Raw genomic sequence first — 13,621 nt, forward strand, 5'->3', positions numbered from 1 at the left:
AAAAATCGACATCTGTCCATCTGACTTTTTTTGTGACATATAATTCCATATAGTTTTATCTAACACACTTTCACCCACTTCTAATACAGATGCAGTCTTTCGCAATATTCTACTTGCTTCCTTATAATCGGCTGTCAAAACACCTGCTATTTCAAGAAATTGAAACATATGCCTGTCAATCGGAATCGCTTGCTGACCAGATAGTAATTTCATATAATCAATAGTCTTTCTTCCTACTCCATTAATTTCTAATAAGCTCTCCGCATTCCCATCATCCAAAATCCACTCCGCCAAATCATCTTCTGTATTTATATTACAATTATACAAATACAAAGCCAAATTACAGATTGTGTTTTGCTTTCTTTTATTTTTCCATTGTATTATTTCCTCAATTGGTATTGTCTGAAATAGTATTATAAAATCACATGTTGTCCTATAATCCGAATATTTGCTCAGAATATTATAAACTCTTGGATACACCACACTTTTGTAATTCATTCCTGCTTGCAATACTGAATCTGTCAATGTTGCTGCCATATTATAATATGGTGTTCTTTGTGTAATTTCAGCATAATTATGGGGAATTCTTTCCAAAAGGTCTATAACCTTTTGAACTGAGTTATCTATATTATCCATTAATCTTTTCCTCTAGTATATTATTTATCGCATTAATGCGATCAACACAGTTTGGACACGCTCCACATGGCATATCTGAATTTACCTGACATGAATACGTTATCTCAATAGGAGCATTTAGTTCTAATCCTAACTTTGCCACCTCTGTTTTTGTCATTTCACGAAATGGCATATTAATCCTAATAGAGCCATATTCATATAACAAACTTTCCAATTTTGTAAAAAATTCCATAGAACAATCTATCTCTTTTGCATGGTTGCTATTAATAAATGCGGTATACACATCTTTTATTCCCATAGATTGCGCATATGCAGATGCCAATGAAATAAACAAAATATTTCTATACGGGAGATACATATCCTCTGCCACAACATTATCTTCCCACAAATTGGCTTCTATTATCATTCTCGAATTTGATTCCTTATAAACATCACCAATTTTTATAACACGCACATTATCTACATATTCTTCAGGAAGTACTTGTAAAAGTGTTTGATATTCCTTATCCTTACAGTGTTGACCGTAATCAATAAATAAAATTACTACATTTTTATTTTCTTTAGCAAGCTTATATGCCAAAACGGTAGAATCCATTCCACCAGAAGCAAGCAAAAGACAATCAAAATTATTCTCCATTTTTCACCATCCTACTAACCACAGTAAATACTGCATCAATTACTTGACTCTTCGTCTTGCAATAATATGTACATGAATTCTTTAAAAACATATTATCCAGTTTGAGATACGGATCATAAAGTATTATTGGTTTTCCATTTGCTTGATAATTCCCGATTTCTACCAACGTTCCTTGGTCGTTGTAGAGTAATGTTGCTATCATTATCTTGCATTCCGATAACAATTCCATATCTTTAGCAAATATAGCACGTTCTTCATTCATGTCCATCTCTTTATTCACTTGTCCATTTTCTTGGATTGGTCTCCGAGGTTTAAAATTATGATATAAAAGAGAATCCTCTAAAATATCCAATTTCTCTGTATCTACATAATCAAAATCTGGAGCTGCCATATAAATTGGATAGTTTACTCTTTCATTCCATGGAACTCTTATTCCTTCCATTTCAACAAAATCTTCAATATTCTGAACAATGAGCTCTACATTTTCTTTAAATTTTTCTTGTTGAATTGTTTGTGCATATAAACTTGACATCCACGCTGCAAATGCCATATTACCTGCAATATTAGTTCCAACCATTTCAGACATAAATGCTATATCATATACATCTCCTACTCCCACAGAATGAATAATCTCTCCGATATGAGCAGGTGCCTCATAACTTGTTTTTTCCTTGAAATCATAAAGCCATGAACCACCTCTATTTTCCTTTATTAATAACTGACTGACATTCTTTTTGTCAAAATATTTTATTAAATTATCATAACTAATTTCTTTAAAAAACTCTTCAAATGAGGTGGATGATGTCGATAAGAATACAGTCTGAATTTTTATTGTATCTAAATCCAAAATATCATCACAGTCATAATTCATATCTATATGAATTTTTCCTTCATAATTTGAAAGGTTACTTAAAATTCCTGCATTCCCATACCTTCCCGGAAAGATAATTATATCTGTCGGATCGAAATCGTCTAATACCTGCATAAATGGTAACATGCTGACATATTCTGCTTGCCTACCTAATATGTTCTCATATAGCTGATTACCACTCTCATCCGACTGACCAATTAACATTACGTTGGGTGCCTTATCCACTTTACCTAAACGAAATATACTACTTGCTCTTAACACATCAATCCCAAACTTTTCAACATCCTTTACAAGATAATCTGGTGCATAATATGCCAATGCATATTCTATATTCAGCGCATCACAACTTCTTGCGGCATGAAAAATCCCGCCAAGTCTTGATGTACTGTATCCATTCTCTATAATATCAAGATGCTGGTCTACATATACCTCTCCAATTATCAATATTTTTCTGTTATGCATACAAATTTACCACAATAAAAGGAACAGGTGATAATCCAGACGACTTAATTTCTCCTGAATATCTTTTTCCCTTTTTTATACACAAATTCAAATAGTTATAAGATACTGGCAGATTTCCAATAACCTCTTGAGTACTGGACAAAACAACAGCCAATCTCTTGTTAACTAACTGCATTGATAATTCAACTGCTTGTCCAGTGGAAGGCACATCTTTATGATTCTGAAAATATTCTGATATAGCCACATCCTCCAATAGAATATTTTCAATAGCTAATGGACATTCATCGCCTCCATTATTTCCTCCTCTAACAATTGAACCTGCTCCACCACCACGATACGTTCCAAACATTCCATTACCAGAAGACCCCATAATACACCTCCGTAAAATATGATATTGTTATTTTACATCTCCGTTGCATTTTTGAACAGTCGGAACATATGGTCTATTCCATTACAGTTGTAGTATTTACTTTAAAATTTACTTGCGTAGTTTTTGGCACTGTTTTGGCACCGCTGACTACACTTTCACTGTTACACAGACGTAAAAAGGCTCCCGAGGAAAACCTCGGAAGCCTTTTAAATACTAGTTTTGTGAACAATCACTCGAAATTACTCAATGATGGTAGCTACACGGCCAGAACCTACGGTTCTACCACCTTCACGGATAGCGAAGGTAAGACCCTGCTCCATAGCGATAGGATGGATCAGTTCGATGGTCATTTCTACGTTATCACCAGGCATGCACATCTCAACACCAGCGGGCAGTTCGCAAACGCCGGTAACGTCGGTGGTTCTGAAGTAGAACTGAGGACGATAGTTGTTGAAGAAAGGAGTATGACGTCCACCTTCATCCTTGGTCAGAACGTAAACCTGAGCGGTAAACTTTCTGTGGCAGGTAACAGTACCGGGCTTAGCCAGAACCTGTCCTCTTTCGATTTCAGTTCTCTGGATACCACGAAGCAGAGCACCGATGTTATCACCAGCCTGTGCCTCATCCAGCATCTTACGGAACATTTCGATACCGGTTACAACAGTCTTCTTGGTCTCTTCCTTGATACCAACGATTTCAACTTCATCATTCAGATGCAGAACACCACGCTCTACACGACCGGTAGCAACGGTACCACGACCGGTAATGGTGAATACGTCCTCGACGGGCATCAGGAAAGGCTTATCAGTATCACGCTGAGGATCAGGGATATAAGAATCTACAGTATCCATCAGTTCCATGATCTTGTCGCCCCACTCGCTGCTGGGATCTTCCAGAGCCTTCAGAGCGGAACCCTTGATGATAGGGCAGTCATTGAAGTCGTACTCTTCCAGCTGCTCGGTTACTTCCATCTCAACCAGCTCGATCAGCTCGGGATCGTCAACCATATCACACTTGTTCAGGAATACGATGATGTAAGGAACGCCTACCTGACGGGACAGAAGGATGTGCTCCTTGGTCTGAGCCATAACACCATCAGTAGCAGCTACAACGAGGATAGCACCATCCATCTGTGCAGCACCGGTGATCATGTTCTTAACGTAGTCAGCATGGCCCGGGCAGTCAACGTGTGCATAGTGTCTCTTCTCGGTCTGGTACTCGATGTGAGCGGTAGAAATGGTGATACCACGCTCTCTCTCTTCGGGAGCCTTATCGATGTTATCGAAGTCAACCTTCTCGTTACCAGGTACTCTCTCGGAAAGAACCTTGGAGATTGCAGCGGTCAGAGTAGTTTTACCATGGTCAACGTGACCGATGGTACCAATGTTACAATGGGGCTTTGTTCTGTCAAATTTAGCTTTAGCCATTATTTAAGTCCTCCTTAAAATAATTAAACAGTTTCGTAGTTTTATTTTTTTAACTCGCTACCTCTGATTATATTAAATAATCAGAGGTTTTTCAAGTTATTTTTATTGATTTAGCGCTTATTTTGCTTTTGCAGCAAGAACCTTTTCCTGAACGTTCTTAGGAACGGGCTCATACTTTTCGAAGAACATGGAGTAGTTACCACGACCCTGGGTCTTGGAACGCAGGTCTGTGGAGTAACCGAACATCTCAGCAAGGGGAACGAAAGCCTTAACCATCTTACCACCGCCGATGTCTTCCATACCTTCTACACGACCACGACGGGAGTTCAGGTCACCGATTACATCGCCCATGTATTCCTCGGGCATGGTAACCTCAACCTTCATGATCGGCTCAAGCAGTACAGGAGCTGCCTTCTGCATTGCTTCCTTGAATGCCATGGAACCTGCAATGTGGAATGCCATCTCGGAGGAATCGACCTCATGATAGGATCCATCATATACATTCGCATGAACACCCAGTACAGGGAATCCACCCAAGATACCAGCCTGAGCTGCTTCCTGAATACCTTCACCTACTGCGGGGATGTATTCCTTAGGAATGGAACCACCAACTACAGTAGATTCGAATAACAGAGTAGGAGGATCGTTGATCAGAATGTTTGCCTTAGGATCAAATTCAAACTTCTCACAGTTAGCCTCCAGGGGCTCAAACTTAACTTTACAATGTCCATACTGTCCACGACCACCGGACTGCTTAGCATACTTGGAATCCACTTCGACAGCCTTGGTAAACGCTTCCTTATAAGCAACCTGAGGAGCACCTACGTTAGCTTCTACATGGAACTCACGAAGCAGACGGTCAACGATGATCTCCAGATGCAACTCACCCATACCGGCGATGATGGTCTGACCGGTTTCCTGATTGGTATGAGCACGGAAAGTAGGATCTTCTTCTGCCAGTTTTGCAAGAGCTTCACCCATCTTGCCCTGACCGGCTTTGGTCTTAGGCTCGATAGCCAGCTCGATAACGGGCTCAGGGAACTCCATGGACTCAAGGATTACAGGATGCTGCTCATCACAGATGGTATCACCGGTAGTGGTGAACTTGAAACCAACTGCTGCTGCGATGTCACCGGAGTAAACCTTTTCCAGCTCTGCACGCTTGTTCGCATGCATCTGCAGGATACGTCCTACACGTTCCTTCTTGTCCTTAGTAGCATTGAGTACATAAGAACCGGAATTCAGAGTACCGGAATATACACGGAAGTAAGCAAGCTTACCTACGAACGGGTCAGTCATGATCTTGAATGCAAGTGCAGCGAAAGGCTCTTCATCGGAAGACTTTCTCTCTACTTCATTACCGTCAAGGTCAACACCCTTAATAGCCGGTACATCCAGAGGAGAAGGCATATACTCGATAATAGCATCCAGAAGCTTCTGAACACCCTTATTTCTGTAAGCAGTACCGCAGCATACGGGAACGGCTCTGCACTCACAGGTAGCTTTTCTCAAAGCAGCCTTCATCTCTTCAACGGAAGGAATTTCACCTTCCAGATACATCATTGTCAGATCATCATCCAGCTCACAAACCTTTTCAATGAGCTCGTCATGATATAAAGCAGCCTCATCAGCCATATCTCCAAGATCATCGGTAACAGTGATGTCATCACCCTTATCATCGTTGTAGATGTAAGCCTTCATCTCGAACAGATCGATGATTCCCTTGAATTCATCTTCCTTACCGATAGGCAACTGAAGAACGATAGCGTTCTTACCAAGTCTGGTACGGATCTGATCTACTGCTGCGTAGAAGTTAGCACCCAGGATATCCATCTTGTTGATGAATGCCATACGAGGTACATTGTAGGTGTCAGCCTGACGCCATACGTTCTCAGACTGAGGCTCTACACCACCCTTTGCACAGAAGACGCCGACAGCGCCATCCAGTACACGAAGGGAACGCTCAACCTCAACGGTGAAGTCTACGTGACCCGGGGTATCAATGATGTTGATACGATGCTCCAAAGCACCGGGCATGGGTTTGGTCTCTTTTTCAAGAGTCCAGTGACAGGTAGTAGCTGCAGATGTAATGGTGATACCTCTCTCCTGCTCCTGAGCCATCCAGTCCATGGTAGCAGTACCTTCGTGAGTATCACCGATCTTGTAGTTAACACCTGTGTAATACAGAATACGCTCGGTAGTAGTGGTCTTACCGGCATCGATATGAGCCATAATTCCGATATTTCTGGTTCTCTCTAACGGATATTCTCTTCCAGCCAAGTTTTTTCCCTCCTACTAGAATCTGTAATGAGCAAAAGCCTTGTTTGCCTCTGCCATCTTGTGCATGTCTTCTTTTCTCTTAACTGCAGATCCGGTATTGTTGGCTGCGTCAAGAATTTCGTTAGCAAGTCTGTCTTCCATGGTCTTCTCACTTCTCTTACGAGAGAACATGGTCAACCAACGAAGGCCCAGAGCCTGACGTCTCTCAGGTCTGACCTCGATAGGTACCTGATAGGTAGCACCACCGATACGTCTTGCTTTTACTTCCAGAACAGGCATGATGTTGTTCATAGCCTCTTCGAATACTTCCAGAGCAGGCTTGCCGCTCTTCTCTTCAACCTTAGCAAATGCTCCGTATACGATCTTCTGGGCTACACCCTTCTTGCCATCCAGCATGATGTTGTTGACAAGCTTGGTAACCACTTTGTTGTTGTATAAAGGATCTGCTAATACATCTCTTTTCTGAATATGTCCTTTACGTGGCACGGTTCTTCCCTCCTTAACAAATTGTTCTCGTGAGATCCGTTATCTCGGCATCAAAGATGCCTCGATGTCGGCTGTTCGCCGACCAATCCCTCCATAAAAAGTTCGCTCGTAAGCAAGCTTACGCTCTCTTTTCATGTCGGTCTTGTCTTCTCACTAGTTACGTTAAATCATCGGTACTCACATGTGTTTCCCCAAGTGTTCGCGCTGTTATATCTGTATCACAGAATTCCAACACTTTTCTTAGTTTCGTTTTTGTGGTACAAAGATGTCTCGCTGACATCTCCAAAAATCCTCGCGGATTTTCATCGAACTCTCGGTCCGATGTTCAAAACGCCCCGGATACTACTTATTTCTTAGCATCCTTAGGTCTCTTAGCGCCGTACTTGGAACGAGCCTGTTTTCTGTTAGCGACACCGGCGGTATCAAGGGTACCACGGATGATGTGGTATCTGGTACCGGGCAGGTCCTTAACACGACCACCACGGATCAAAACAACGCTGTGCTCCTGCAGATTGTGACCTTCACCGGGAATGTAGCTGGTAACTTCGATTCCGTTGGAAAGACGTACTCTGGCGATCTTTCTAAGAGCAGAGTTAGGCTTTTTAGGAGTTGCTGTCTTAACAGCGGTACATACACCACGCTTCTGGGGAGCAGAAACGTCTGTTGCTTTCTTGTGAAGAGAGTTGTAACCCTTCTGGAGAGCAGGTGCAGTAGACTTCTTAACAGAAGTCTGACGTCCTTTTCTTACTAACTGGTTAAATGTTGGCATTCTGTTTCACCTCTTTCTTAATAGTATAATAGACGCACCTTTTCTGGCACGCTTTAACAGTATACTTGTTCCGACTTCCGTTGTCAACAGGTTTTTCGTGAAATTTACAGGGTTTTTCATGACTTTTTCATATATTATAAGTCGAGCAGGCTGGCTCCTACTCGATTTGTATACTTTGTACACCATCTCGCTTAAAAGCTCGATGATGTACATTCGCCAAAATGGGAGCCGTACCGTTTCCGATACCGCTCCCTGAAGTATTTCCCGTTATTTTCCTGCTTACACAAAGTCTGTTTACAGGATTTCTTTCAGATATCTCTCTAACGCATCCTGCCAGGAAGGAAGCCTTACGAATCCGTTCTCTGTCAGCTTGGCTTTGCTCATGCGGCTGTTCTCCGGTCGCTTGGCTTTCGTCGGATACTCGGAAGCCGGTACAGGAGCCACATCCACTTTCATGCCAGCCTGGCGGAATATCTCGCAGGCAAATTCATACCAGTTACAGATACCTTCGTTGGTAGCATGATAGATACCGTATTTATCCGTCAGGATCATATCCACCAGAAGCCTTGCCAGATCATAAGTATAGGTAGGAGATCCGAACTGGTCATTCACCACTGTGAGATGATCATGGGTCTTGCCCAGATTCAGCATGGTCTTGATGAAGTTCTTGCCGTTGACTCCGAATACCCAGGAGATTCTTACGATAAAATATTTCTCCAGTGTATTCTGTACTGCCAGTTCTCCTTCGTATTTGGTCTGTCCGTATACATTCAGCGGATGACGCTCGTCCTCTGGCTCCCAGGGTCTGGTGCCCTCGCCGTCAAACACATAATCGGTACTGATATAGACCATCTTGCAGTCCAGCTTCTTGCAGACGTTCGCAATGTTCTGTGTGCCGTCCGCATTGACCTTACGGCAGATTTCCACGTTATCCTCCGCTGCATCCACTGCGGTATAGGCTGCACAGTGTACCACAGCGTCCGGTGCCGCCTCTCCGATCACCTTTTCCACGCTGGCCGCATCTGTGATATCCATCTCCTGAATATCCACGCCGACAGCCTCAATTCCGCGCTTTGTCAACTCATTTACCACATCATATCCCAACTGGCCTTTTACGCCTGTTACCAAGACTTTCATAGATTGCCTTCCTTTTCTTTCCTATGCTTGTGGCGCAGGTCTCTGAACCGGCCACATACATGATTATAACATTCCCGGCAGACATCAGCAACGAAATACTTCACTTTTATAAATCTGGTGTAAAAAATCCGGGGATGATCCCCGGATCTTTCTGATTAAATTTAAACAGTCATATAGCTTTGCGCTGCCCGCCGGATATCCTCGACAATTCCTTCTGCCTTTTTATCCTCCAGTTCGGTTACCTGCTTTCTAAGTTTCCACCAGTTCCAGCCGGGATGTGCATTTTCCTGCAATTCTATGATTCTTTTCTGGTATTTTCTGCATAATATAAAATAAATCACCAAGAGTAATAAAACACCAATGCCCAGCATTCCGGCTACTGTGTCACCGTAATATCCACTCTTTGCTGCCTGTGCAAGCGGTGTCGCTTCATCTTCAATTTGTACGATTCGATAACCTGTCAAAATCACAGGTATGGAATATAACATGCCGCTCATCTCGACCGCCTCCGTTATTTCTTAGTCTCTATCTATAAAGACTACTTATCCATGAAAAACGGCTCACATTTTTCGATATTTTTTTCAGGAATTCCTACCGGTCTGCTTCCGGAAATTTTTATCGCATAAATTTACTTTTTATGGGAAATCCGATATAATGGTGATATAAATTTTCACACGGCTATTTGTGCTGCAGGCGTCACAAAGCAGCCCTTATCGCAGAATCAAATTTGAAATTTGATTCGCGATTTCTCCGACGGAAGGAATCGTCTGCAGAATGGAGATTATTATGAAAAAAAGTTTCATACGACATATTTTTGCTGTAAGTATATTGTCCTGTTGTCTGTTATTCGGAGGATGCAGTCAGAATTCTGACGGAGAGGATACATCCTCCGCCACGACTGCTTCCACCTCCCCGTCTGAGACTGTTGCCGCCCAGCCTGCCGATGTTTCCCCGGATTCCGATTCGTCTGCCATAGAATCCACTTCGGAGGATACCAGGGCACTCACTCTGTCAGTAGTCAATATGTGCGGCATCGAAATCGGTATGGTAGCGGTCATTGATCCCGTGACCGGGGAACAGGTAAATCTGGATTCCCTGTCGGATCAGGAATCGATCTCTATGGAAGCAGACTGGCCCTCCTCTGTCAATGAGTTCCAATGGGCTCTCTACAATACTGACGGTGAATTATGCGTTGAGGGGACAACCGATATCAGCAGTGCCCAGGCCACAGTGACTCTTCTTCTGACCGGAGACGGTGATCTGGAAAAAGTCGAAGAGCTCTTCGAGTAATTTTCTTTCCAAGGTCTAAAAAACGACATCCACCGGGGAAATCCCAATGGATGTCGTTTTTGTTATCTTTTATTCTTCGATATCTCCTGCATTTTCTGCCTGAGCCTTCAGCTTCTTCTCATTGTGCTTCTTATACATTTCATATCCGGTTGCACCGAGGATCAGAATGATCAGCCACCACCACCAGGACATCTTTGCATGTTCGCTTTCTACGGCAACATCTGCCAGGGGAACAGCCTCTTCTTCGATATTTACGGCTTCCTTGGTCTCTTCCTTATCGGAACCAGCCTGAACGGTTTCCTGTGTATTTGCAGGAGCTGCTTCTGCAAGAGGTGCTGCTTCGTCAGCGATCTGTACAACGGGTGCTGCTGCCTGGTTCTGTGCCACTACGGTTGCCTGTGCTGCGGGTGCTGCTGCCAACGCAACAGGTGTAACAACTGTTGCTGCCTCTCCGGCGCCGCCTTCCTCTGTATCACTGGCACCCCCGGTCTCACCTTCTCCACCTGCAGGTGTTCCGGGTGTAGGTGCAGGAGTCAGACGATCGATCACCTTATCCAGCTCTCCGCCTGCCTCATCCAGGCTGCCCAGAATCTCCTTCAGAGTATCTTCTGCATCCTTTTTGTTCTGTTCAGCCACGGCCAGCTTTCCTTCCAGTTCCTTCAGAGCTCCAAGGTTACTGGTTCTGTTACTCTTCAGAGCTTCGATCTCTGCCTTCAGATCATTGACCTTAGCCTGCGCTGTTTCCACGTCTTTCTGTGCGTCCTGTGCATCCTGTAACAGCTTCTGATACTTTTGGGTCAGAGCCTTGGCATCATCTACGAACTTACGATATTCAGTATCCTTCTGGGTCAGTTTGATGTTGCCCTGAATGTAATTCAGGTTCTGGATGATCTGACCGGTCAGCACCTCTGCATTTGCATAAGTCTCAGTTCTGACAGCAGTATTGGTTGTGGTCTCTCCGGTTTTCTCCAGATAATCAATCTCATAGGAATAGCTGGTATGAGCAATGGTATCGGTATCTGTAGTCTTCACATTGTACACACCGGTTGCGCCGCTTGCTTTTGCCTGTGCCAGTGCTGCATCCTGTACCGCATTCTGTGCCTCCGCTGCGGTGGTCTTCTCATCGGTCTTGACACTGACACCTGCTACATAGCGGATGGTTGCCTTGCCAAGCTTCCAGTCATCCCAGTTAGCGCTGACGAAAATACCGCCATCTGCCTCGACTGCCTTTCTGGCTGCATCTTCCAGTTTCTTGTTCGTAGTTTCTCCATTACCAAACAGAGCCTTGATGTCATTCCAGAGGGAGCCGAAGGTACTCTGGTCTACTGTCTTCTTAGTGACCTTTGCATAAGTTGCGGATACAGTGCCGGATACGAGGAAGTCGGAATCATCATACCAGTGATCTTCTGTATAGCCGGTTACCTTAAGATCACTGCTTACACCGATCAGGTATAAGTCGTCATCATCGTTAATCTTATTGCTTAACGCCTTCTCCTGCTCTTTCGTAACCTTTGCTACTGCTTCTTCCTCTGTTCTTACACCATAATCCGTCTTTTTATCTGTATGCTTCCATTCAACCTCTTCATCCTTCACATTCACAGTCTTCGTAAAGGTAGGAATGTAGGTTCCGTTACCGGTATAAGTATAATCCGTTTTTTCTGTTCCTGTAACGGTTACATCCTTGCCGGCAGCGTCCTTCAAATCCTTTTCCTTTGCAGCAGCTGCAGCATCTCTCTCTGCCTCTGTCTGATACTGTTCGGTAGAAGTGAATTTTGCATCGGTATAGGTGATGGTGGTCACATCAGCGGTCACGGTCTTGATCAGGTTGCCGTTCTCATCCAGTTTCCAGGATTCCTTCTCGGTAGCCTCATTTACATCAGTATCAACCTCGCCGTTTTCGGTCTTCTGGTTATTGTCAGAAATAATGATACTCTCGGTTCCGTCGTTCTTGATCACTTTCTTTCCATCTACTGCAATAATGGTTCCGTCTTTCAGACCTTTTTCCACTTCGGAAACAGTGATAGTATCCCCATTTTCCTTCACATACTGATCCGGATTGGTCTCCTGCGCCGTCTTCCAGTTTACTTCCTCAATTCGCTTCTCAAAGATCACGATATTGTCCTTGGAAGTCTGTTTGTCATCCATCACATAGTTGTAAAACTTTGTCTGCTTATTACCATTCTCATCGGTATAGGTTACTTCAAAATAATTCTTGGTATTATTGTCTTCACCCTGTCTGCGGACAACCTTAATATCATCGGCAGTGATCTTCTGTACCTCGGGCAGATAGTAGTTCTGCATAATGGAAATGAAAAGCTTATCCTCATTTTTCCAGTTAAGTCCCTGATCTCCCTGTGTCAGAGCTTCCTTATCTGCAATATCCATGGCACCTGCTGCGGAGGTATCCACTGCGCTCTTGGCAGCTTCCAGAGCCTTTGCCAGTGCTTCTGCATTTGTCTTCGCTGCTTCCAGTTCAGCTGCTGCTGCCGCAGTGTTAGCATCTGCACTGTTTACAGCCTCCTCATAAGCCTTTTCATAATCTGCCACCTTCTGTGCTGCCTCTTCATAAGCTGCCTTGGCGGTATTGTACTCCCCAAGCTTTGCATCAAAATCTGCCTGTGCCTGATCCACGGTAGTCTTTACTTCTTCATATGCTGCATTGGCATCGGTGATAGAAGCAGCATCCTTGATATTCTCGATCTGTCCATTTACCTTATCCTGGGAAGCCTGCATGGCATCCTTTGCTTCTGCCGCAGTCTGTCCTGCATTTGCCGCAGCATCAGCTGCCTTATTCAGTTCTGCGTCGGACAGCTTGTCATTGGCTTCCGCAACCCCCAGCGCAGTATCTGCATTCTCTACGGCAGACTCTGCGTCCTTCAGGGATGAACCGTCTTTAACAGTCTTATCCTCTACTTTGGCATTGGCATCCAGAATGTCCTGAGACAGATCCTTTCCCTCGGCATCCTTCACATCTCCGGCTGCCACCTTGTCAACCACTTCCGCCTTCACATCAGCGGCACTCTTTTCGGCGCCCTCTACAGCCTTGTCAGCATCTTTTGCGACTGCTTCCGCCTGATCGCATACACCGGCTTCCGGTGTCACTGTAATGTTCTTATCCTCGTTTCCTTCGGAAGAATTCCCCTCTCCTTCTGCTGCCAGTGCAGTCAACGGTGAAGATGCCATCAGCATTGCGGAAATGCCGATCGCCATAGCACGAATCACTTTTTCGTTCTTACTGTTTTTTCTCATATGATTT

12 protein-coding genes are annotated in these 13,621 nt (G+C 44.0%); 1 reads left to right on the forward strand and 11 read right to left on the reverse strand.

The annotated features are described in order from the left end of the window. The 10 genes from OCV96_RS06520 to OCV96_RS06565 form a co-directional block, all read right to left on the reverse strand. Positions 1-636, reverse strand: a 636-nt coding sequence (locus tag OCV96_RS06520) for an HhH-GDP family DNA glycosylase (protein WP_262593895.1), incomplete at its 3' end; no start/stop codon positions are given. Next, entirely contained in the window at positions 629-1,273 is a 645-nt protein-coding gene (locus OCV96_RS06525) for a 7-cyano-7-deazaguanine synthase (RefSeq protein WP_118097651.1), read from the reverse strand. The genes OCV96_RS06520 and OCV96_RS06525, both read right to left, overlap by 8 nt. Further along, positions 1,263-2,606 (reverse strand): nucleoside 2-deoxyribosyltransferase, encoded by a 1,344-nt coding sequence (locus tag OCV96_RS06530; protein ID WP_118097650.1) that lies wholly within the window; start codon positions 2,604-2,606, stop codon positions 1,263-1,265. The genes OCV96_RS06525 and OCV96_RS06530 overlap by 11 nt, the downstream gene beginning before the upstream one ends. Next, positions 2,599-2,976, reverse strand: a complete 378-nt coding sequence (locus OCV96_RS06535; protein WP_118669247.1) for a hypothetical protein — start codon at positions 2,974-2,976, stop codon at positions 2,599-2,601. Before OCV96_RS06535 ends, OCV96_RS06530 begins: the two co-directional genes overlap by 8 nt. 239 nt (positions 2,977-3,215) lie before the next feature. Then, on the reverse strand, positions 3,216-4,403 hold the full coding sequence (gene tuf / locus OCV96_RS06540; RefSeq protein ID WP_117465564.1) for an elongation factor Tu: 1,188 nt from the start codon (positions 4,401-4,403) through the stop codon (positions 3,216-3,218). Positions 4,404-4,520: 117 nt separating this feature from the next. After that, positions 4,521-6,683 (reverse strand): elongation factor G, encoded by a 2,163-nt coding sequence (gene fusA / locus OCV96_RS06545; protein ID WP_262593897.1) that lies wholly within the window; start codon positions 6,681-6,683, stop codon positions 4,521-4,523. Positions 6,684-6,698: 15 nt separating this feature from the next. Then, positions 6,699-7,169: a 30S ribosomal protein S7 gene (gene rpsG / locus OCV96_RS06550; protein WP_118545676.1), complete on the reverse strand. Its 471-nt coding sequence runs from the start codon at positions 7,167-7,169 to the stop codon at positions 6,699-6,701. 346 nt (positions 7,170-7,515) lie between these two features. Beyond that, positions 7,516-7,938 carry a 30S ribosomal protein S12 gene (gene rpsL / locus OCV96_RS06555; RefSeq protein ID WP_022153693.1) on the reverse strand — a complete coding sequence of 141 codons (423 nt, stop codon included), beginning with the start codon at positions 7,936-7,938 and terminating at the stop codon, positions 7,516-7,518. Between the two features lie 294 nt (positions 7,939-8,232). Next, positions 8,233-9,075, reverse strand: a complete 843-nt coding sequence (rfbD, locus tag OCV96_RS06560; RefSeq protein ID WP_227062728.1) for a dTDP-4-dehydrorhamnose reductase — start codon at positions 9,073-9,075, stop codon at positions 8,233-8,235. 161 nt (positions 9,076-9,236) lie between these two features. Then, positions 9,237-9,572, reverse strand: coding sequence for a hypothetical protein (locus tag OCV96_RS06565; RefSeq protein WP_117465569.1), 336 nt, complete (start codon positions 9,570-9,572; stop codon positions 9,237-9,239). A 289-nt stretch (positions 9,573-9,861) separates the two neighbouring features. On the opposite strand from OCV96_RS06565, the gene OCV96_RS06570 reads away from it, so the two are divergent. After that, positions 9,862-10,365, forward strand: a complete 504-nt coding sequence (locus OCV96_RS06570) for a hypothetical protein (RefSeq protein WP_262593901.1) — start codon at positions 9,862-9,864, stop codon at positions 10,363-10,365. 69 nt (positions 10,366-10,434) lie between these two features. On the opposite strand, the gene OCV96_RS06575 is transcribed toward OCV96_RS06570, so the two are convergent. Beyond that, complete coding sequence (locus tag OCV96_RS06575; protein WP_262593902.1) at positions 10,435-13,614, reverse strand: hypothetical protein; 3,180 nt, start codon at positions 13,612-13,614, stop codon at positions 10,435-10,437. Positions 13,615-13,621: the final 7 nt, after the last annotated feature.

The sequence above is a fragment of the Waltera acetigignens genome (genome assembly GCF_025567015.1).
GTDB classification, from domain to species: domain Bacteria; phylum Bacillota; class Clostridia; order Lachnospirales; family Lachnospiraceae; genus Acetatifactor; species Acetatifactor acetigignens.

Excerpts from the sequence above, each read along its gene's own strand:
- OCV96_RS06525 (WP_118097651.1), bottom strand. The coding sequence starts at position 1,273 with ATGGAGAATAATTTTGATTGTCTTTTGCTTGCTTCTGGTGGAATGGAT.
- OCV96_RS06530 (WP_118097650.1), bottom strand. The coding sequence starts at position 2,606 with ATGCATAACAGAAAAATATTGATAATTGGAGAGGTATATGTAGACCAG.
- OCV96_RS06535 (WP_118669247.1), bottom strand. The coding sequence starts at position 2,976 with ATGGGGTCTTCTGGTAATGGAATGTTTGGAACGTATCGTGGTGGTGGA.
- tuf (WP_117465564.1), bottom strand. The coding sequence starts at position 4,403 with ATGGCTAAAGCTAAATTTGACAGAACAAAGCCCCATTGTAACATTGGT.
- rpsL (WP_022153693.1), bottom strand. The coding sequence starts at position 7,938 with ATGCCAACATTTAACCAGTTAGTAAGAAAAGGACGTCAGACTTCTGTT.
- rfbD (WP_227062728.1), bottom strand. The coding sequence starts at position 9,075 with ATGAAAGTCTTGGTAACAGGCGTAAAAGGCCAGTTGGGATATGATGTG.
- OCV96_RS06565 (WP_117465569.1), bottom strand. The coding sequence starts at position 9,572 with ATGAGCGGCATGTTATATTCCATACCTGTGATTTTGACAGGTTATCGA.
- OCV96_RS06570 (WP_262593901.1), top strand. The coding sequence starts at position 9,862 with ATGAAAAAAAGTTTCATACGACATATTTTTGCTGTAAGTATATTGTCC.
- OCV96_RS06575 (WP_262593902.1), bottom strand. The coding sequence starts at position 13,614 with ATGAGAAAAAACAGTAAGAACGAAAAAGTGATTCGTGCTATGGCGATC.